Annotated in this window: 21 protein-coding genes; 11 read left to right on the top strand and 10 right to left on the bottom strand. The window is 71.4% G+C overall.

Annotated elements, in window-relative coordinates:
* Positions 1–2: 2 nt before the first annotated feature.
* Together K8612_RS32665 and K8612_RS32660 are read left to right on the top strand one after the other, a co-directional pair.
* Positions 3–218, top strand: a complete 216-nt coding sequence (locus tag K8612_RS32665) for a hypothetical protein (RefSeq protein WP_223765098.1) — start codon at positions 3–5, stop codon at positions 216–218.
* Between the two features lie 32 nt (positions 219–250).
* Positions 251–1,510 carry an MFS transporter gene (locus K8612_RS32660; RefSeq protein WP_223743809.1) on the top strand — a complete coding sequence of 420 codons (1,260 nt, stop codon included), beginning with the start codon at positions 251–253 and terminating at the stop codon, positions 1,508–1,510.
* Between the two features lie 24 nt (positions 1,511–1,534).
* Here K8612_RS32660 and K8612_RS32655 read toward each other — a convergent pair whose 3' ends face one another.
* From K8612_RS32655 to K8612_RS32610, 10 genes are all read right to left on the bottom strand, one after another.
* Positions 1,535–1,984 (bottom strand): DUF1634 domain-containing protein, encoded by a 450-nt coding sequence (locus tag K8612_RS32655; protein WP_223765097.1) that lies wholly within the window; start codon positions 1,982–1,984, stop codon positions 1,535–1,537.
* A complete protein-coding gene (locus K8612_RS32650) occupies positions 1,981–2,844 on the bottom strand; it encodes a sulfite exporter TauE/SafE family protein (protein WP_223743811.1) in 864 nt (287 codons plus the stop codon). Before K8612_RS32650 ends, K8612_RS32655 begins: the two co-directional genes overlap by 4 nt.
* 96 nt (positions 2,845–2,940) lie before the next feature.
* A complete protein-coding gene (locus K8612_RS32645; protein WP_223765096.1) occupies positions 2,941–3,198 on the bottom strand; it encodes a hypothetical protein in 258 nt (85 codons plus the stop codon).
* Positions 3,199–4,965: a chloride channel protein gene (locus K8612_RS32640; protein ID WP_223765095.1), complete on the bottom strand. Its 1,767-nt coding sequence runs from the start codon at positions 4,963–4,965 to the stop codon at positions 3,199–3,201.
* Between the two features lie 170 nt (positions 4,966–5,135).
* The gene (locus tag K8612_RS32635; protein WP_223765094.1) at positions 5,136–6,710 is read right to left on the bottom strand and encodes a S1C family serine protease; all 1,575 of its coding nucleotides are present in this window, start codon (positions 6,708–6,710) and stop codon (positions 5,136–5,138) included.
* A 186-nt stretch (positions 6,711–6,896) separates the two neighbouring features.
* Positions 6,897–7,847, bottom strand: a complete 951-nt coding sequence (locus K8612_RS32630) for a metallophosphoesterase (RefSeq protein ID WP_223743815.1) — start codon at positions 7,845–7,847, stop codon at positions 6,897–6,899.
* Between the two features lie 13 nt (positions 7,848–7,860).
* The gene (locus tag K8612_RS32625) at positions 7,861–9,222 is read right to left on the bottom strand and encodes a cell wall metabolism sensor histidine kinase WalK (RefSeq protein ID WP_223743816.1); all 1,362 of its coding nucleotides are present in this window, start codon (positions 9,220–9,222) and stop codon (positions 7,861–7,863) included.
* 7 nt (positions 9,223–9,229) lie between these two features.
* The gene (locus K8612_RS32620; RefSeq protein WP_223743817.1) at positions 9,230–9,910 is read right to left on the bottom strand and encodes a winged helix-turn-helix domain-containing protein; all 681 of its coding nucleotides are present in this window, start codon (positions 9,908–9,910) and stop codon (positions 9,230–9,232) included.
* A gap of 132 nt (positions 9,911–10,042) precedes the next feature.
* Complete coding sequence (locus K8612_RS32615; protein WP_223743818.1) at positions 10,043–10,531, bottom strand: hypothetical protein; 489 nt, start codon at positions 10,529–10,531, stop codon at positions 10,043–10,045.
* Complete coding sequence (locus K8612_RS32610) at positions 10,528–11,457, bottom strand: hypothetical protein (protein WP_223765093.1); 930 nt, start codon at positions 11,455–11,457, stop codon at positions 10,528–10,530. The genes K8612_RS32615 and K8612_RS32610 overlap by 4 nt, the downstream gene beginning before the upstream one ends.
* A gap of 128 nt (positions 11,458–11,585) precedes the next feature.
* Between K8612_RS32610 and K8612_RS32605 the strand changes: the two genes are divergently transcribed.
* The 9 genes from K8612_RS32605 (at position 11,586) to rpiB (ending at position 18,517) form a co-directional block, all read left to right on the top strand.
* Entirely contained in the window at positions 11,586–12,182 is a 597-nt protein-coding gene (locus K8612_RS32605; protein ID WP_223765092.1) for a DUF177 domain-containing protein, read from the top strand.
* 58 nt (positions 12,183–12,240) lie between these two features.
* Entirely contained in the window at positions 12,241–12,429 is a 189-nt protein-coding gene (gene rpmF / locus K8612_RS32600) for a 50S ribosomal protein L32 (RefSeq protein WP_014395447.1), read from the top strand.
* A gap of 20 nt (positions 12,430–12,449) precedes the next feature.
* Complete coding sequence (gene plsX / locus K8612_RS32595; protein WP_223743821.1) at positions 12,450–13,511, top strand: phosphate acyltransferase PlsX; 1,062 nt, start codon at positions 12,450–12,452, stop codon at positions 13,509–13,511.
* A gap of 44 nt (positions 13,512–13,555) precedes the next feature.
* Positions 13,556–14,557 carry a beta-ketoacyl-ACP synthase III gene (locus K8612_RS32590; RefSeq protein WP_223743822.1) on the top strand — a complete coding sequence of 334 codons (1,002 nt, stop codon included), beginning with the start codon at positions 13,556–13,558 and terminating at the stop codon, positions 14,555–14,557.
* 28 nt (positions 14,558–14,585) lie between these two features.
* Positions 14,586–15,524 (top strand): ACP S-malonyltransferase, encoded by a 939-nt coding sequence (gene fabD / locus K8612_RS32585; RefSeq protein ID WP_223743823.1) that lies wholly within the window; start codon positions 14,586–14,588, stop codon positions 15,522–15,524.
* Positions 15,521–16,270: a 3-oxoacyl-[acyl-carrier-protein] reductase gene (gene fabG, locus K8612_RS32580; RefSeq protein WP_223743824.1), complete on the top strand. Its 750-nt coding sequence runs from the start codon at positions 15,521–15,523 to the stop codon at positions 16,268–16,270. The genes fabD and fabG overlap by 4 nt, the downstream gene beginning before the upstream one ends.
* A gap of 106 nt (positions 16,271–16,376) precedes the next feature.
* Positions 16,377–16,625, top strand: a complete 249-nt coding sequence (gene acpP / locus K8612_RS32575) for an acyl carrier protein (RefSeq protein WP_014395452.1) — start codon at positions 16,377–16,379, stop codon at positions 16,623–16,625.
* Between the two features lie 85 nt (positions 16,626–16,710).
* Complete coding sequence (fabF, locus tag K8612_RS32570) at positions 16,711–17,967, top strand: beta-ketoacyl-ACP synthase II (protein ID WP_223765091.1); 1,257 nt, start codon at positions 16,711–16,713, stop codon at positions 17,965–17,967.
* A gap of 103 nt (positions 17,968–18,070) precedes the next feature.
* On the top strand, positions 18,071–18,517 hold the full coding sequence (gene rpiB, locus K8612_RS32565; RefSeq protein WP_223743826.1) for a ribose 5-phosphate isomerase B: 447 nt from the start codon (positions 18,071–18,073) through the stop codon (positions 18,515–18,517).
* The last annotated feature ends 54 nt before the right edge of the window (positions 18,518–18,571 follow it).

Raw genomic sequence — 18,571 nt, 5'->3', positions numbered from 1 at the left:
CCATGACCCCCGCCGACATCGAATCCCAGCTCCGCTCCGAGGACGTCCAGGTCGTGTGCGACGCGCTCGTGAGCCTGACGCTCAACCATGCCGCGCTGCCGGGACTGGAGGCGCACGTCCAGCGCCTGCTGGAGCACCCGCACCCCCAGGTCCGCCGCACCGCGGCCATCTGTCAGGGCTACACCTTCGGCCCCCTCATGGGGGAGGCGAAGAAGTAGCGGCGGCACGCACGTCCCTCGAGGCTTGAACCATGAACGGCACTCCCCAGGGCCTCCGGGCCCGCCTGTCCGAGCAGCTCCATGCCACCGCGGGAGGGCTCCCGGCGGCGTACTGGTATCTCTGGGCGGGCACGCTGGTGAACCGGCTGGGCGGCTTCGTGGTGCCCTTCCTGACCTTCTACCTCACGCGGGAGTGTGGCCTGTCGGTGGCGCAGGCCGGGCTCGTCGCCTCCCTCCATGGCGTGGGGGCGGTGGCGGCCGGACTGGTGGGCGGAGCGCTCGCGGATCGGCTGGGGCGGCGCACCACGCTCGTCGGCGGGCTGTGGTCGGGCGCGGCCGGGATGGTGTTGCTCGGCTTCTCGCGGACGCCCGCGGAGATCTCCGTGGCGGCCCTGGTGGCCGGGTTCCTCGGGGAGCTGTACCGGCCCGTCGTCTCCGCGGCCGTCACGGATCTGGTGCCGGCTCCGGAGCGGACGCGAGCCTTCGGGCTGCTCTACTGGGCGGTGAACCTGGGCTTCGCCATCGGCGTCCCGCTGGCGGGGCTCGCGGCCCGGTCCAGCTTCCGCATCCTCTTCCTGGCCGACGCGCTCACCACGTTCCTCTACGGCCTGCTCGTGTGGTGGAAGGTGCCGGAGACGCGGGGCTCACGCCCGCCGCCGGGCGCGAGGCCGTCCTCCGCGGAGCCGTTCCGGGACCCGGTGTTCCTCGCCTTCAGCCTGCCTGTCCTGGTCCTGGCCATCATCTTCTACCAGGGCCAGGCCACGCTCTCGCTGGACCTGGCCGCTCGCGGCATGTCCCCGGCGGTCTTCGGTGGGGTGCTCGCGGTCAACGGCCTGCTCATCATGCTGGTGCAGCCGTTCGCCAGCCGCGTCGTCGGGCGGATGCGCCGCTCCAGCGCGCTCGCGGGGGCGGCCGTCCTCACCGGCATCGGCTTCGGGCTCCACGCGGTGACGGAGGGCGCGCTGCTGGCCGCGCTCGCCGTGGGCATCTGGACCCTGGGGGAGATCGTCCAGGCGCCCCTGAAGCCCTCCGTGGTGTCGGACCTGTCGCCCCCCGAACTGCGCGGGAGCTACCAGGGGGCCTTCCACATGCTGGGAGGACTCGCCGCGTTCGTGGCCCCCGCGCTCGGTGGGTGGGTGCTGCAGCACGGGGGCTCCCGGGTGCTCTGGGGCGGCTGCCTCCTTTTGGGGCTCGCCGCCGCTGGCTGGCACCTGCTCATCGCTGGCGCACGCAGGCGCCGCATTGAAGCGCTCCACGCCGGGACGCCCGGGCTGGCGGCACGCCTGGAGTGACGAACGGGTGGACTGCTGAGTGGACTACTCCACACCGCCCAGGAGGAAGGCGAGCAGGAGCAGCGCGAGCACGCCGGTGGTGATGGCGGCGAAGGCGCGGTCCTTCTGCGCGCGGAAGATGCCCAGGGACAGGGCCACGCGCAGCACGGGCACGGTGATCATCACCAGGAGCCCCGCCATCACGAAGGACTGGCCGCGCACGGCCATGACGCCCTCGAAGACGTCCGGCAGCCGGTGCGGCACGGAGTCGGGAGCGGTGAGGCGCTGGAGCGCGTCCGGCGAGGAGAAGTAGTCCGGGTGGCGGAAGAACGTCATCACCATGCCGCAGGTGACGAGCGACAGGCTGAGCAGCACGCCCCCGCGCAGGAGCTGGCTGATGAGCAGCTCCGGCGTGAGCGGCACCACCTCGTCCCGCGCGACGGCGGCGCTGGTGGTCGTCTCGGGTGGAGACGGAGGTTCGGCGGGCTCGGTCATCCGTGGATCCCCTTGGACAGCATCTCGTACGACACCCACAGCAGCACGGCCACGAAGAGCATGCGCAGGGAGCCGCTCTTGAGCTTGGTGAGGAAGCGCGAGCCCGCGAACGCGCCCAGCGTGACGCCCACGCAGACGGGGCCGGCGATGAACGGGTCGATGTCCCCGCGCGCGAAGTAGATGCCCGCGCTGGCCGCCGCCGTGACGCCAATCATGAAGTTGCTGGTGGCGGTGGAGACCTTGATGGGCAGCCCCATGGCCAGGTCCATGGCCGGCACCTTCAGCGCGCCGGAGCCAATGCCCAACAGGCCGCTCACCGTGCCCGCGATGTACATGAGCCCCAGGCCCACGAGCGGCCGGTGCACGCGGTACGCCACCTCGCCGCCGGTGGACACGTCGTAGTAGCTGCCGTGCAGCCCCAGCCGGTCCGCGACGGCATCCGGCGGCGGCTCCTGGCGCGGGCCGCCGTCCTCGCGCAGCTTGCGCAGCATCGCGAGCGCCGAATAGGCCATCACCGCGCCGAAGAGGAAGTACAGCGCGCGGCCACCCACCATGCCCGCGAGCATCGCGCCCGTGACGGCGCCCGCCACGGTGGCCAGCTCCAGGAACATGGCCACGCGCATGTTGGCCAGGCCGTCACGCACGTACGCCGCCGCCGCGCCGCTGGACGTGGCGATGACGGACACGATGGAGGCCCCCACCGCGTAGCGGATGTCCACCTTCAGCACGAGCGTGAGGACGGGGATGAGGATGAGGCCACCGCCCAGGCCCAGCAGCGAACCCAGCAGGCCCGCTCCAACGGAGACACACAGCACGATGGCGACGAAGTTGAACGGAGTGGCGTCCAAGGCGACGGCCATCTTCCTCCTGGCCCTCCCGCATGCAAGCGCTTCACGCGGAGACCGCCTGGTCGCCCGCCCTGGACCGTCCCCCCAGGGCAAGGGGACGGTGGACCCTCAACGTTGGCGGGACGCGTCGGAGGGCTGCGTGTCGTGCGCAGGAGGTGTGTCCGGGGGCTGCGGCACGGGCCAACCCTGGAACAACGGCCAACCCCGGTAGGGGTTGCCATGGGTGGGCTCTTCCGTGGGTTCCTGGATTTCGGGACGGTGCTGCCCGGGGCGGGGGGGCGTGCGCAGCAGCACCCACGCGAGCACGATGCACAGCAGGCTCATCGCGACGATGCTCCACGCGCGTGTGCGGGGCTCCAGCTCCATCTAGAAGCGCCCCCGCTTGAGCAGGTCGCCCTTGGAGAGCGAACCCAGCAGGCGCCGGCTCCCGTCCACCACGGGCAACCGGTCCAGCTCCGTGTGGCCGAACCTCGCGGCCACCTCCGCCAGGGACAGGTCCGGGGTGATAGGCTTCACGCCGGTGTCCATCACGTCCGCGGCCACGGTGGCCTGGAGCAGCGAGTGGTCCGGCAGGTGTCCCTTGAGCGCGTCCAGGGTGATGACGCCCAGGAGGCGCCCCTCCGCGTCGGTGACGTAGAGGTCCGCGCCCGCGGGCTGCTCCAGCAGCAGCACCACCACTTCGTCGAAGGGCGCGGAGGGCGGCACCCGCTGCGTGGCCGCTGACAGGAGCGAGCGCACGCCCTCCTCCCGCAGCCAGTGCGGCACGGTGGCGGGCACGCGAACGTCGCGCTTCGCGAGCACGGACGTGTAGAGCGACTCCGGCTCCAGCCGGCGGCTGACGACGGCGGCCACCACCGCGGCGAGCATCAGCGGGAGGATGAGGTCGTAGTCGCCGGTCATCTCGAAGATCATCAGCACCGCGGACACGGACGCATGCGTGGTGCCCGCGAGCACCGCGCCCATGCCGAGCAGCGCGTAGGCCCCGCTGGGCGCCGCGCCCCCCGGGAGCGCCCGCTCCACCAGCATCCCGAACGCGCCGCCCAACAGCGCGCCGAAGAAGAGGGACGGGGTGAAGAGCCCGCCCGGCACCCCCGCGCCCGCGCACAGCGACGTCACCGCCAGCTTCGCCAGGGGCAGGATGAGCAGCAGCGTGAGGGGCAGCGTCCCGTGCAACGCCATGTTCACGGAGTCGTAGCCGTTGCCCATGAGGTACGGCCACGCGACGGCGGTGGCGCCCACCACGGTCATCGCGACCAGCGGCATGAACGGGGTGAGCCACGAGGGCAGCCTGTCCAGCAGGTCCGACGTGAAGTTGATGCCGCGCACGTAGAGCGCGGAGGCCCCGCCCACGAGCACGCCCAGCAGCAGCGCCAGCACCAGCTCCCGCGGGTGGGTGAGGGCGTAGTGGGGGATGACGTAGCTGGGGTGGTCCGCGATGAGGGTGCGCGACACGAGCGTCGCCACCACGCACGACACGACGATGGGGCCGAAGAGCTCCAGCGCGAAGCTGCCCAGCAGCACCTCCAGGCCGAAGAGGGCCGCGCCGATGGGGACGTTGTACGCGGACGCGATGCCCGCCGAGGCGCCGCACGCCACCAGCAAGCGCGCCTGGCCCGGCCCCAGCTTCAGCCACCCGGACAGCGCGGATCCGCTCGCCGCGCCCGTCTGGAGGAGCGCGCCCTCGCGGCCCAGCGGCGCGCCCAGGGCCACCGCGATGATGGACACGAAGCCGCGCAAGAGCGCGCGAGGGAAGGGCAGCCGGCCGGACTTCACCCAGATGGATTCGATGATGCCCGCGGTGCCGTGGCCTCGCAGGGGCTGGCCCACCACCAGGGACACCAGCGTCACCAGCGCGCCGCCCAGCACCGGCACCAGGAACCGGCGCCAGCCCGGCGACGCGAGCGCGCCCTCCAGGAAGTGCTCCGTGGTGCTCTGCCAGAACAGGTGCTGGGTGAAGCGCAGCACGGCGAGCAGCGCCACCGCGCCCAGGCCGGAGATGAGGCCCACGCCCACCACCAGCACCCAGAAGCGCCGCTCCTGGCCCAGCATGCCCCGGAGGATCCGCCGCAGCCAGGGCGAGGGTTCCCCCGTCCTCAGGTCGGGATGTACGGCGCCGGATGCGGGTTCGGGCATGGCCTCCACACCTGTCCAATGTACGGAGGCGGGAAGGCCCTTCCCGGGACCGCACGGCGAATTCCGGCGACGCCCGTCCGGCTGCCCGCCCTCCGGACGGACTGCCTGCTTGCCAGACTCCTGTCCGTTGGGCCCGCGGGCTCTTCGGGGACTGGCGCGTTTCGAACGGACTACCCGCCCGAGGGCGTCCTGGCCCCCTTGCCCTGCGTGCTCTTCGCGGGCTGGCGCGCTCCGGTGTCACGGGGCGGCGCGACGACAGGGGGCTGTCCCGCCGGCTCATCCGCGCGGCCCAGGTGGATTCCGGGCGGCGGAGGGCTCTTCAGCACGGACTCCGTCCGCGTCGCGGGCTCGGTGATGTCCGGCGCGAAGCGGTCCGCCAGCTCCGCGGCGGCGTTGCTCAGCTCGCGGTGCGCGACGATGGTGCGCTCCAGCGTCTTTCCCAGCCGGGCCGACGTGTCGAAGGTCTGCCGGGACTCGTCCGAGCCCGGCAGCGAGTCCTGGTACGAGAACGCGAGCGTCGCGTCCCGGCGCAGCGCATCCAGCAACCGGGAGAGCTGCTGTTGCAGCTCCGCGTCCTGCTCCGCGCGAGGCCGCTCCAGCAGGCCCCGCTCGCCTCCGAACCAGACGCGCCCCACCTTCCCGAAGCCCTCGTCCGCGGACGCCACGGGCAGGTCCTCCATCACGAGCAGCGGGTGCACGCGGCGCGGGAAGTCCTGTTCATACAGCGCGAAGAGCAGGGTCCCGTCCGCGCGTGGGAACACCGCCGCGGTGCGCGAGCCGAAGGGGAAGAAGGGCGTGGCGGACACCTCCGCGCGCTTCGCCACGCGGGCGCGGGCCAGTGCGTCCAGCGGCGTCGTGCCCTCCATGGCGCGCCTGGGCGTGCGGCGCAGGTTGTTCATCAGGTCGCGCGCCTGGTCGATTCCCACCACCACGTTGAGCGCGCTGCCTCGCGAGTAGCCCGCGTGGTAGACGCCCACCAGCTCGAACTCACCCGTCTTGCAGGAGATGGCGAGCACGGGCGACCCCGAGTTGCCCTGGGACAGGAGCGCGTCGATGACGAAGTCGTCGTGGTACCACTCCTTGTACTCGTCGCGGTCGTAGGCGGAGATGACCTTGCCCATGTTGGTGGCGTTGAAGACGCCCAGCGGGAAGCCGCGCACGTCCACCACGTCGCGCTCGCGCACGGCGGCGCTCCTGCCCACCTTCCACGGCATCACCGTCAGGGGCTCCTTGGACCTGATGACGGCCAGGTCCAACTGCGGATCCACCACCGCCTTGGACAGCGGGATGTCATCGCGGTCGTACTTGTCCGCCTCGTTCTCCACGATGCTCAGGCCGTCCTTCACGCGCTTGCAGCCGGAAGGCACGCCGTCCACCGGGTGCGCGTCGCTGGTGACGTCCGGCCACTCCACGACGTGCTCGTTGGTGAGCAGCAGCGTCTCCCCGGCCTGCTGCTTGTACGCGAACGCGGTGCCGTGCGCGGACACCGGCGTGCGCGTGCGGCGCACGTTGCCCTCCGCGCCGTAGGACAGGCACTCGTACACGGCGGTGCTACGCACGCAGTACGTGTACTTCTTCCGCATCGCCTGCTCGAAGGCCCGCGCCTTGCGGGACAGCGCGGCGTAGCTGTCCGCGTACTCGCCCTCGCAGTACGGCGCGGGCGGCGGAGTCTCGGAGGGAGCCTCTGTTCCGGAGACGGCCAGGGACACCGCCACCACCGACAGTCCGACCATCCACCCGACCATGGCCCCTCCCGCGTTGTCGCCGCTGAGGTTGTTGCTAAGGCCCGGCCCGCCCTCGTGCACCTGTGCGCGCGGGAGGCCAGGCGGATATCGCGGTGCGAAAAGCCCGCTGTCCGTCAGAAGTGACGGAGCGCGTGTCCATTCCCGGACGCGCAGGCCCCACGCGTACGCACCCGGTGGGCGCGGGCCTCACCCGTCCAGGTCGTTGAGCGCGTCGGGCGGCAGCGGCGAGGCGCCCGTCACCGTGCCGTCCAGGTCCAGGGGCAGCGTGGACGGATCGACCTCGGGCGGAGGGCTGTTCTCGAAGGGCGCGGCGAGCGTGGGGCGCGCGCCCCCGGTCCCCGGCGGCGGACGCAGCACGGGCCCCGGAGGCGGCAGCCCCGAGTGCCGCCGCGCGGCCTCCATCAGGGCGTTGTGGTGGCGGTACCGCGCCTCCACGAGCTTGTGGATGAGCAGCGGCCCGCCGGGCACGCGGCGCGCGGTGAGGGCCTGGGTGGCCTTGCGCACCGGGTAGCGCACGCGGCGGATCTGCACGCGCCAGCCCTTGGGCGTGAAGGTGAAGACGCCGTAGGCGGGGCGCAGGTCGCCGTCGCGCGGAATGCCGGCGCTGGCCACGTCCGCGATGAGCATCCGGCCCACGCGCCGGCGGTAGGGGAAGTGCAGGTGCCCGAAGGCGCACGCGGCCGCGTCCAGGTGCGTGAAGAAGCGGCGCACGGCGTGGTCGTCCAGCGTGGGGTCCAGCGACTCCTCCAGGTTGCGCGGGTTCGCGTGGCAGATGAACAGGTCCTGCCCCTTGCGCGGCGTGTAGCGCAGGGAGAAGGGCATCTGTCCCAACTGCTGGAGCAGCGCGTCGCCCAACTGGTCGCGCGTCCAGCGCAGCAGCTCCGTCTTCCAGTGGTCGCGCTCGCGGTACGCACCGCCCAGGTAGTTGCCGGCCAGGTACGCGTCCGTGTTGCCCATGATGAGGGCGTGGCACTTGCTGAAGAGCAGCTCCACCGTCTCGCGCGGGTGCGCGCCGCGCAGGGCCAGGTCTCCGGCCGCGACGATGTAATCCGGCGCCACCGATTTGGTGATGTCGTCCAGCACGGCCTCGCAGGCCGGAAGGTTCCCGTGAATGTCCGCGAGGATGGCGACCCGCATGGCCGCCCCCATCCTAGCCCGTCGCCGCCGTCGGGCCAGCCGCCGAGGGTAGAAAAATGACGAAGGTACTGCCCACGTTCGGCTGGCTCTCCACCTTCACCTCGCCGTCCATCGCGCCCATCAGATGCTTCACGATGGAAAGGCCCAGCCCCGTCCCCCCCATGTCCCGGCTGCGGCCCTTGTCCACCCGGTAGAATCGCTCGAAAATCCGGGAAAGGTGCTTGGGCTCGATTCCCACGCCTGTGTCGCGCACGCGCACGACACACCGGCCGCCCTCGTACGCTCCGTCCACGTCCACCCGGCCGCCCGCGGGCGTGTACTTCACCGCGTTGTCGAGCAGGTTGAGGAGCACCTGCTCGATGGCTCGCCCGTCGCCCAGCGCCACCAGCTCCGGCGGTACGTGCAACCCGATTTGCTGGTTCTTGCCCTCGGCCTTGGGGCGCACGCCCTCCGCGGCGCGGGAGACGGCCAGGGCCAGGGGCACCTCCGTGCGCTGGAAGGTCATCTCGCGCGCCTCCAGGCGGGAGAGCTCCAGCAGGTCCTCCACCAGCTCGGAGAGGCGCTCGGACTGGCGGTGGATGATCTCCACCATCTTCGGCGCCACCTGGGTGTCCTGGAGCGCGCCGCCCTGGAGCGTCTCCGCGTAGCCGCGGATGGCGGTGATGGGCGTGCGCAGCTCGTGGGAGACGTTGGCCACGAAGTCCTTGCGCACCTTCTCCAGCCGGCGCAGCTCCGTGACGTCGTGGAAGACGGCGGCGCTGCCGGGCAGGTCGCGCCCCACGGGCGTCACGCGCACGGCCAGGGTGCGCGAGTACAGCCCCTCGAGCGTCAGCTCCAGGCGCGTGGAGGCGCCTTCGTGGCAGGCGCGAGCCACCGCGTCGTTGAGGGCCTCGTTGCGGATGAGCGCCAGCGGACGCTGGCCCACGATGGCGCCGTGGGCGGGCCGGAGCATCTCCGCGAGCGCGTCGTTGTGGCGCACCACGGTGCCCTCCGCGTCCGTCACCCAGAGCCCCTCCGCCATGCCGTCCAGCACGGCGGTGAGGATGCGCGCCTCCTGGTTGAGCGCGGCGGCGCGCATGGACAGCTTGTCGTCCAGCGTGTCGATGGCGTCTTCCAACTGCGCCAGGTCGTCCGTGCGCTCCAGGCCCGCGGGCGGCGCCACGTCCACGCCCGCCGCCAGCGACTGCGTCTTCTGGGTCAGCGCGCGGAGCTGGCGCTCCATGGCCACGCGGCTCGTCCCCAGAGCGAGCGCGGAGCCCGCCAGCGTGACGAGCCCCGCGGCGAGCGCGCCCGCCGGGTGCCCGAAGAGCACGAGCAGCGTCGCGACCAGCAGGGGAGGAACGAGCAGGGCCAGGAGCGTGAAGCGCAGGGGCATGGCGGCCTCACGGAGGGCTGAGCTTGTAGCCCACGCCGCGCACGGTCTCGATGATGTCGCCCGCGGGGCCCAGCTTCTCGCGCAGGCGCTTGATGTGCGTGTCCACGGTGCGCGTGTGGATTTCGGCCTGGATGCCCCAGACGTCGGACAGGAGCACCTCGCGCGTCTGCACGCGGTCGCTCCGCTCCAGCAGCGTGCGCAGCAGGCGGAACTCCAGCGCGGTGAGGATGACCTCCTCGCCCTTCACGCGCACCTGGTGGCGCGACGTGTCCAGGCTGATGTCGCCCGCGGCCAGCACCGCGGCGGGCCCCTCCTCCGCGTCCGCGCGGCGCAGCACGGCCTTCACGCGCAGGAGCAGCTCGCGCACGGAGAAGGGCTTCACCACGTAGTCGTCCGCGCCCAGCTCCAGGCCCTGGATGCGGTCGGCCTCCTGGCCCTTGGCGCTGACGATGACGACCGCGGCCTTCTTCAGCTCCGGGTCGCTCTTGAGCATGCGCAGGACTTCACCGCCCGCCACGTCCGGCAGCATCAGGTCCAGCAGCACCAGGTCCGGAGGGTGGGCGCGCGCCCGGGCGAGGCCCCCCGCGCCGGTGTTCGCCGTGTCCGTTTCGAAGCCCGCCGCGCGGAGGTTGTAGTCGACGAGTCCGGCCAGGTCCTGCTCGTCCTCGATGATGAGGATGCGCGCCATGAAGGTGCTCCCGCGAAGGGATGGAATGCGTGGCGTCCCGTAACAGATTCGTTCCGGCCCGCCCGGGACATCCATGTGACATCCATGCGGCATGTCCGTCCGCCTCCCCACCAGGGGGCCGGCGCACGGGCGTCAGCGCGGAAACACCGGGTCGCAGGGCTGCGCGGTCAGCTCGATGGGGGCCGCCACCAGGGTCGCGTTGGTGCCGGAGTTCACCACGCGCAGGTAGTTGCAGGAGCTGCCCAGGAAGCGCGTGGGCGTGTCGGCCGTCAGCGCCTCGATGACGAGCGCGTAGTCGCGGCCCACGGGCACGTCCACCGAGAGCCCCATGGCCGAGCCGCCCGGGGCCGAGGCGAAGCGCAGCGTGCGCCCCGTGTGCCCGTCCGCGTCCTTCAACTCCAGCAGGTCGCTGGAGGACACCTGGGAGGACAGGCAGGTGCGCTGCAGCTCCGTGCAGTTGCGCTTCGTGCCGTCCTTCAGCACCGCCACCTGGTAGGCGCCCACCTGGCTGGCGACGGCGCGGCTCAGGGTGAGGTCCAGGCCCAGCGGCAGGGCCTCCGGCGCGGCGTCCGGGCCGCAGCCGGAGAGCAGCGCCAGCATCAGCAGGGTGGGGCGTCTCATGGCGCGGCGTCCTCCACGCGGATGGTGATGGGCACGCGGCCGCGCTCCTCCGACGAGGACAGGGCCACCACGCCGGCCGTGCCGCCAATGGCCACCGCGCCCACGGCCACCCACAGCCAGGGGCTCTTGTACCAGGGGCGGCCCGCGCCTTCCGTCAGGGCCGTGGCGGGCGCGGTGCGGGGCGCCACCTGGAAGAGGAGCGGGTGGAACGGGTCCCCGCGCCCGGCCAGGCGCCGCTGGGCCGCGTCCACGACCTCGAAGTAGTACTCCACTTCATAAGGCGTGGACTCCACCGGCAGCTCGTACGCGGGCAGCACGGCGGTGTAGTGCTCGGGCCGGGCGCGGTCGCGCGCGAAGTCCACCGACGAGAAGCCCTGCGCCCCGGCGCGCCGGTAGAACATCCGGGCCCGCGCCCCCAGGGCCATGTCCCTCAGGATGGCGTCCACCTCCACGCGCTCGCCCGGCGCCGGGTCCGGGATGGGGTCCACCTCCAGGGTGACGGGGTGGACGCGGCGGTGGCGCAGGTCCTCCTTCAGCTTCGCGAAGAGGCCGCGGACCTTCGGCGGCGCGGAGCGGGGCAGCTCGAAGTCCGGCCGGGCCTGGAGCAGCTTCTCGTACGCCCCGCGCGCCAGGGCCTCGTCGCCCAGGTAGAGGGCCGTGAGCCCCTGCAGGCGGTAGAGCTCCACCAGCTCGTCGTCCGTGACGTCGGGCGCGTCCAGCCCGCCCTGCACCACGCCCAGGGCCTCCTGGAAGCGGCCGGCCTCCAGCAGCTCCCTCGCGGCGTCGATGGCGGGGCTCGTGGGGCCCAGTTGGAAGAGGAGGGGAGACGGGGGAGGGGGCACACGGGCCTGCGCCGGCAGGACGAGCGTCAGCCCGAGCCCCCAGACGCAGAGTGCGCCCCGCCAACCTCGGGCGGGGGTGCGCATCAGATGGAAAGCTAGCAGAGCGGTGTTGAGGGGATCCACGCGGCTCGGCTCGCGAGTCCAACCCGGCGTGTTGACTGAAGGGGGGAGTCCCTCTATGTTGCGCGCCCTTTTGCCGGGAAGCCTTGTAGATGGTCGTAAAGATTGAACAAATCAAAGAAGCGGGGCTGACGCTCGACGAGCCCATCGCTCCCGGGCTCCTCAAGGAGGCCCTGGAAGGCCCGGGGTCCGGCGAGGACACCGGCTTTCAGGCGACCGCTCCGTCCACGCTCCACGCCAACCTGCGCAAGGTCAGCGGCGGCGTGCTGCTGAAGGGCGACTTCACCGTCCACGTGGGCGCGCCCTGCAAGCGCTGCCTCACGGACGTGAAGCTGGACCTGCCCGTGTCCTTCACCATCAACCTGGTGCCGGAGTCCCTGGCCCGGGGCGACGACTTCAAGGACGACGAGAAGTCCATGGAGAAGAAGGAACGCACCCAGGGTGAATCCGCGGGCACCTTCGAACTGGACGACACGGACGAGCAGGTTTTCGATGGCAAGACGATCGATCTGGATCCGATCGTCCGGGAGCAGGTATTGCTCGCGCTCCCGATGAGCGCGGTCTGTCGGGAAGACTGCCAGGGGCTCTGCTCGCAGTGCGGCCAGAACCTCAATGAGAAGAAGTGCGGCTGCGAGCCGAAGGTCGTGGACCCTCGACTGTCGCCGCTGAAGAACATCAAGCTGAACTGACGGTCCCTATGCCCCTCGCAGGTCGCGAGGGGGGACGGGTCCGATGCCGAGGTGAGCCGTGGGAGTTCCCAAGAAGCGGACGTCGAAGATGCGCCGGGACCGTCGTCGGGCCGGCAACAACAACCTGCGGACCCCCGTGCAGGTCATCAAGTGCTCCAAGTGCAAGGAGCCCGTGATGCCGCACCGCGCCTGCGCGGCCTGTGGCAACTACGGTGGCCGTGAGGTCATCGCGACCGCCGCGGAGTAGTTGAAAGCGGAAGGCTGCCGGTGCGGCTCGTCCTCGACGCGATGGGTGGCGACCACGCCCCCGACGCCGTCGTGGACGGGGGCGTGCTGTTCGCGCGAGCGTATCCCGGGCACGAACTCGTGCTGGTCGGGGACGCCACGCGTGTACGCCCTGTCCTGGAGCGCGCCGGCGCGCCTCCCAACATCCAGCTCCACCACGCGTCCGAAGTGGTGGAGATGGACGACCCCGCGACCGCCGCGTTCCGGCGCAAGCGGGACTCCTCGCTCCGGGTGGGCTTCGAGCTCGTCCGGCAAGGGGAGGCGTCCGCCCTCGTGTCGGCGGGCAACTCCGGCGCGGTGATGGCCGGTGGCATGTTGACGCTCGGCCGCATCCCCGGCGTGGAGCGTCCGGCCATCGCGGCCCTGTTCCCGGCCCTGAAGGGCGAAGGCCGCTGCCTGCTTTTGGACGCGGGCGCCAACGTGGACTGCCGCCCCTCGCACCTGGCCCAGTTCGCCGTGCTCGGCGAGGCCTACTCGCGCACGCGCCTGGGCGTGAAGCGCCCCCGGGTGGCGGTGCTCTCCAACGGCGAGGAGGACTCCAAGGGCACGCAGCTCACGCGGGACGCGAGCGCGCTGCTGCGCCGCTCGGACCTGGAGTTCGTGGGCTACGTGGAGGGCAAGGACCTGTTCTCCGGCGACGTGGAGGTCGTCGTGACGGACGGCTTCACCGGCAACATCGTCCTCAAGACGTCCGAGGGCGTGGGCATGGGCATCACCGGCCTGTTGCGCTCCGCCATCGAGAAGCGCGGCGGCCTGCCGGAGAAGCTGGGCGCGCTGTTGCTCAAGCCCACCCTGCTGGGGCTGCGCCGCGTCATGGACTACGCCGAGTACGGCGGCGCTCCGCTCCTGGGCCTCCAGGGAGTGGGCATCGTCGCGCACGGCCGCTCCTCCCCCCGCGCCATCCACAACGCGCTCGTCACCGCGCTGCAGCATGTGCGCGCGGGCGTGCAGGAGGAACTGACGCGCTGCATTGCCAACGCCGCCGCCTGGCTTCCTCCCCACCAGCGGGGAAGGAAGGCGGACGGGGACGAAGGGGCCGATTAGAGCGCGCCGGCCACGCGTTGGACTCCGACGACTCCGGAGGCCCCGTGGCACGCACGCACATCATCGGAACCGGTTCCTATGCCCCCGCGCGGGTCCTGACCAACCAGGACCTGGAGCGCCTGGTGGACACGAGCGACGCGTGGATCCGCGAGCGCACCGGCATCCAGGAGCGCAGGCAGGCCGCCCCCGACGAGGCGACGAGCGACCTGGCGGTGAGCGCCTCCCGCCACGCGCTGGAGATGGCGGGCGTGGCCCCCGGCGACCTGGACCTCATCGTCGTGGGCACCGTCACCGCGGACATGCCCATGCCGTCCTGCGCCGCGCTGGTGCAGGCGAAGCTGGGGGCGAAGCGCGCCTTCGCCTTCGACGTGTCCGCCGCGTGCGCCGGAGGGCTGTACGCGCTGAGCGTGGCGGACCAGTTCGTGCGCTCGGGGCAGGTCAAGCGCGCGCTCGTCGTGGGCGCGGACCTGCTCACCCGCGCGGTGGACTGGACGGACCGCAACACCTGCGTCCTCTTCGGGGACGGCGCGGGCGCCCTGGTGCTGGCGGCGGCCCCGGAAACGGAGGACGACGCCATGGCGCCGCGCGGCATCCTCTCCACCCACCTGCGCACCGACGGCGACCTCGCGAACCTGCTCTGCATCCCCGCCGGGGGCTCCCGCACCCCCGTCACAGCGGACAACGTGGATGCAAATCTTCACAAGCTCAAGATGAACGGGAAGGAAGTCTTCCGCTTCGCGGTGCGCGCATTGGTGGAATCCACCCAGGCGTCCCTGGGGGCCCACGGGATGTCCACGACGCAGGTGGACCACGTCATCGCCCATCAGGCGAACCTGCGAATCCTGGAAGCCGTGATGGAGCGGCTGGAGATTCCCAAGGAAAAATGCTGGCTCAACCTGCACAAGTACGGCAACACGTCGTCCGCCTCGCTGCCCATGTCCCTGGATGAGGCGCAGCGCGCCGGCCGCCTCAAGCGCGGCGACGTCATCGCGATGATGGCCATTGGCGCGGGGATGGCGTGGGGCAGCGCGGTGGTGCGCTGGTAGGCAGGACGACACAAGGAAGGACCGCAACATGGCGAAGGTCGCGTTCGTGTTTCCCGGGCAGGGCAGTCAGGCCGTGGGGATGGGCAAGGACCTCTACGAGCAGTTCCCTGAAGCGCGGGCCGTCTTCGACGCCGTGGACGACGCGCTGCACGAGAAGCTCTCCACCACCTGCTTCGAGGGCCCGGAAGAGGCGCTGAAGCTCACCGCCAACACCCAGCCGGCCATCCTCACGGTGTCGGCCGCGGTGCACGCGGTGTTCCAGAAGCGGGGACCTGCCCCCGCGTTCGTCGCGGGCCACTCGCTGGGCGAGTACTCCGCGCTGGTGGCCGCGGGCGCGATGGACCTCCAGGACGCGGCGCGGGCGGTGCGCGCGCGCGGCACCTTCATGCAGGAGGCGGTGCCCGTGGGCACGGGCGGCATGGCCGTCATCCTGGGCCTCACCCCGGACGCGGTGAAGGCCGCCTGCGACGCCGCGGCGGAAGGGCAGGTCGTCTCCCCGGCCAACTACAACTCGCCCGAGCAGACGGTCATCGCGGGCCACGCGGCCGCGGTGGAGCGCGCGGGCGCGAAGTGCAAAGAGGCCGGGGCCAAGCGCGTGATGCCGCTGCCCGTCTCCGCCCCGTTCCACTGCGCGCTGATGGACCCCGTGAAGCCGCGCCTGGCGGAGGTGCTGGCGGGCGTGCGCATCCAGGCACCGTCCGTGCCGGTGGTGAGCAACGTGGAGGCCAGGCCCAACGCGGATGCCTCCCGCGTGGTGCCGCTGCTGCTGGAGCAGGTGAGCGCGCCGGTGCGCTGGATTGAGTGCGTGGAGTCGCTGAAGGCGAACGGCGTCACGCACGTGGTGGAGCTGGGGCCGGGCAAGGTGCTGGGCGGGCTCATCAAGCGCATCACCAAGGACATCGAATCGTTCAACGTCGAGAACGCCGCGACCCTGGAGAAGGTGCTCGCCGCGCTGGGGGCAGCATGAGCGGCTTCAAGGACAAGGTGGTGCTGGTGACGGGCGGCTCGCGCGGCATCGGCCGGGCGTGCGCGCAGGCCTTCGCGAAGGCGGGCGCGTCCACCGTGGTCATCAGCTACGTGGGCAACGAGGCCGCCGCGCAGGAGACGGTGGGCCTCCTCCAGCAGGCGGGCGCGAAGGCGGAGGCCGTGCGCTTCGACCTGGCGGACACCGCCGCGTGCGCGGGCGCCATCGACGGCGTCGTCAAGGCGCACGGCCGGCTGGACGTCCTGGTGAACAACGCGGGCATGGCCATTGACGGCCTGGTGATGCGCGTCAAGGACGAGGACTGGGACCGGCAGTTGGACACCAACCTCCGGGGCGCCTTCGCGCTCATCCGCGCCGCCAGCCGCCCCATGATGAAGCAGCGCTCCGGCGCCATCATCAACATCACCTCGGTCGTGGGGGAGATGGGCAACCCGGGGCAGGCGGCCTACTCGGCGGCCAAGGCGGGGCTCATCGGCCTGACCAAGTCCGTGGCCAAGGAGCTGGCCACCCGGAGCATCCGCGTCAACGCCGTGTCCCCCGGGTTCATCGGGACGGACATGACCTCCCACCTGGACGACGAGCTGCGGCAGAAGATGGTGGGCGGCATCGCGCTGGGCCGCCTGGGCAACCCGGAGGAGGTCGCCGGGGCCGTGGTGTTCCTCGCGAGTGATGCGGCGTCCTACATCACCGGCGAGGTCCTGAAGGTCAACGGCGGCATGTACATGTAAGCCAAGGTTGGATTGCCGCCGGGCGTGGGATATACCGCGCCCGCCTTGAAGACGGCCCGCGACTCAAAACGGCGGGCCCCATCTGGAGCTGGAGGGTTCTGCACGTATGTCCACCACCGCAACCGACGTGGAAACCAAGATCAAGTCCATCATCGCCGACCAGCTCGGTGTGGGTGAGGATGAGATCAAGCCCGAGTCGTCCTTCATCGAAGACCTGGGCGCGGACAGCCTCGACATCGTCGAGCTGGTCATGGCGATGGAAGAGGAGTTCGAGGTCGAGATCCCGGACGACGAGGCGGAGAACATCAAGACCGTCGGCGACGCCGTGAACTACGTGAAGACCCACAAGAAGTAGGCAGTCGCGACACCCGGAAGTCCGGGGCCTGGGGAGCGTCCTCACCGGCGCTTCCGCGCCCCATCGCGGTCAGCGGAGAAGAACAGTGTCCAACCGTCGAGTCGTCATCACCGGCACCGGCATCATTTCTGCGCTGGGCACCGGCACCGAGAAGAACTGGCAGGCGATGCTGGCCGGTCAATCCGGTATCAGCACGATCACCCGTTTCGACCTGGGGAAGCTCGACGCGCGCATCGCGGGCGAGGTGAAGGACTTCCAGCCCGAGCAGTTCATCGACAGGCGCGAGGTGCGCCGGATGGACCTGTTCGCCCAGTACGCGATGGCCGCGGCCGACATGGCGGTGAAGGAGTCGGGCCTGCCCATCGGCCCGGACGCGCCCCATGGCTACAGCCCGGAGCGCGTGGGTGTCATCGTGGGCTCCGGCATCGGCGGCATCTCCTCCCTGGAGGAGCAGCACCGCAAGGGGCTGGAGAAGGGGTTCGACCGGCTGTCGCCCTTCTTCATCATCCAGATGATCGTCAACATGGCGCCTGGGCTCATCTCCATGCGCTACAACTGCAAGGGCCCCAACTGGGCCCCGGTGTCCGCGTGCGCCACCAGCGCGCACGCCATCGGCGAGGCCTGGAAGTCCATCCGCCTGGGTGAGACGGACGCGGCCATCGCGGGTGGCGCGGAGGCGGCCATCACGCCCCTGGGCATGGGCGGCTTCTCCGTGATGAAGGCCCTGTCCACGCGCAACGACGACCCGGCGCGCGCCAGCCGTCCCTTCGACAAGGAGCGCGACGGCTTCGTGATGGGCGAGGGCGCGGGCATCGTCGTCCTGGAGGAGATGGAGGCCGCGAAGAAGCGCGGCGCCAACATCCTGGCGGAGGTGGTGGGGTACGGCGCCAACTCGGACGCGTACCACGTCACCCAGCCGGCCCCGGAGGGCGAGGGCGCGGCGCGCTGCATGCGCCTGGCGCTGGCGTCCGCGGGCATGCGGCCGGACGAGGTGGGCTACGTCAACGCCCACGGCACGTCCACGCCGTTCAACGACGCCAACGAGACCAAGGCCCTGAAGGCCGTGTTCGGCGACCACGCGCGCAAGCTGGCGGTGTCGTCCACCAAGTCCATGACGGGCCACATGCTCGGCGCGGCGGGTGGCGCGGAGGCGGTGGTGAGCGTGCAGGTGCTCACCAAGAACGTGCTGCCGCCCACCATCAACATGACGTCGCCGGACCCGGACTGCGACCTGGACTACGTGCCCAACACGGCGCGCGACGCCCGCGTCGACGCGGTGATGAGCAACTCGTTCGGCTTCGGCGGCACCAACGCGGTGCTGGTGTTCAAGCGCTTTAGCTGACCGCCCTTCCGGCCCGCTGCTTCCCATGACGGGAGCGGCGGGCAGGGGCCCTCCTTCCTGGCCCCGCCCTCACGGCGCGGGCCCCGCTCCACGGAGTCCGGCCGTGAAAGTCATCCTCGCCTCCGACCATGCGGGCATCGAGCTGCGCCAGGAGCTGGTGGCGCTCCTGAAGGAGCGCGGCACCGACTTCCAGGACCTGGGCCCCCAGACGCGCGAGTCCGTGGACTACCCGGACTTCGCCTCCCTGGTGGCGCGCCAGGTGGTGGCGGAGGAGGGCACGCTGGGCGTGCTGGTGTGCGGCACCGGCATTGGAATGAGCATCGTGGCCAACAAGCACCGGGGCATCCGGGCGGCCCTCTGCACCACCGAGTTCGAGGCGCGGATGACCCGCGCGCACAACGACGCCAATGTGTTGTGCCTGGGCCAGCGCGTGGTGGGCGCGGGCGTGGCGCGCGGCATCCTGGAGGCCTTCCTCTCCACCGCCTTCGAGGGCGGCCGCCACGAGAAGCGCGTCCAGAAGATTCGCGACGTCGAGGCCCAGCAGCGCTGAGGCCTGGCAGGCGTCCCTTGAAGCAGTCCCCTTCGTTTCGTACGCCAGGAGGCA

The organism is Corallococcus sp. AS-1-6 (assembly GCF_020037015.1).
Taxonomy (GTDB): domain Bacteria; phylum Myxococcota; class Myxococcia; order Myxococcales; family Myxococcaceae; genus Corallococcus.
This window is presented reverse-complemented; position numbering and strand designations above follow the sequence as displayed.

Coding starts and splice junctions, on each gene's coding strand:
- K8612_RS32620 (WP_223743817.1), bottom strand. CDS start 9,910: ATGGCGCGCATCCTCATCATCGAGGACGAGCAGGACCTGGCCGGACTC.
- K8612_RS32630 (WP_223743815.1), bottom strand. CDS start 7,847: ATGCGGGTCGCCATCCTCGCGGACATTCACGGGAACCTTCCGGCCTGC.
- K8612_RS32645 (WP_223765096.1), bottom strand. CDS start 3,198: ATGGAGCTGGAGCCCCGCACACGCGCGTGGAGCATCGTCGCGATGAGC.
- K8612_RS32615 (WP_223743818.1), bottom strand. CDS start 10,531: ATGAGACGCCCCACCCTGCTGATGCTGGCGCTGCTCTCCGGCTGCGGC.
- K8612_RS32640 (WP_223765095.1), bottom strand. CDS start 4,965: ATGCCCGAACCCGCATCCGGCGCCGTACATCCCGACCTGAGGACGGGG.
- K8612_RS32665 (WP_223765098.1), top strand. CDS start 3: ATGACCCCCGCCGACATCGAATCCCAGCTCCGCTCCGAGGACGTCCAG.
- acpP (WP_014395452.1), top strand. CDS start 16,377: ATGTCCACCACCGCAACCGACGTGGAAACCAAGATCAAGTCCATCATC.
- K8612_RS32605 (WP_223765092.1), top strand. CDS start 11,586: ATGGTCGTAAAGATTGAACAAATCAAAGAAGCGGGGCTGACGCTCGAC.
- K8612_RS32635 (WP_223765094.1), bottom strand. CDS start 6,710: ATGGTCGGGTGGATGGTCGGACTGTCGGTGGTGGCGGTGTCCCTGGCC.
- K8612_RS32655 (WP_223765097.1), bottom strand. CDS start 1,984: ATGACCGAGCCCGCCGAACCTCCGTCTCCACCCGAGACGACCACCAGC.
- fabD (WP_223743823.1), top strand. CDS start 14,586: ATGGCGAAGGTCGCGTTCGTGTTTCCCGGGCAGGGCAGTCAGGCCGTG.
- K8612_RS32625 (WP_223743816.1), bottom strand. CDS start 9,222: ATGCCCCTGCGCTTCACGCTCCTGGCCCTGCTCGTTCCTCCCCTGCTG.
- K8612_RS32610 (WP_223765093.1), bottom strand. CDS start 11,457: ATGCGCACCCCCGCCCGAGGTTGGCGGGGCGCACTCTGCGTCTGGGGG.
- K8612_RS32650 (WP_223743811.1), bottom strand. CDS start 2,844: ATGGCCGTCGCCTTGGACGCCACTCCGTTCAACTTCGTCGCCATCGTG.
- K8612_RS32660 (WP_223743809.1), top strand. CDS start 251: ATGAACGGCACTCCCCAGGGCCTCCGGGCCCGCCTGTCCGAGCAGCTC.
- fabG (WP_223743824.1), top strand. CDS start 15,521: ATGAGCGGCTTCAAGGACAAGGTGGTGCTGGTGACGGGCGGCTCGCGC.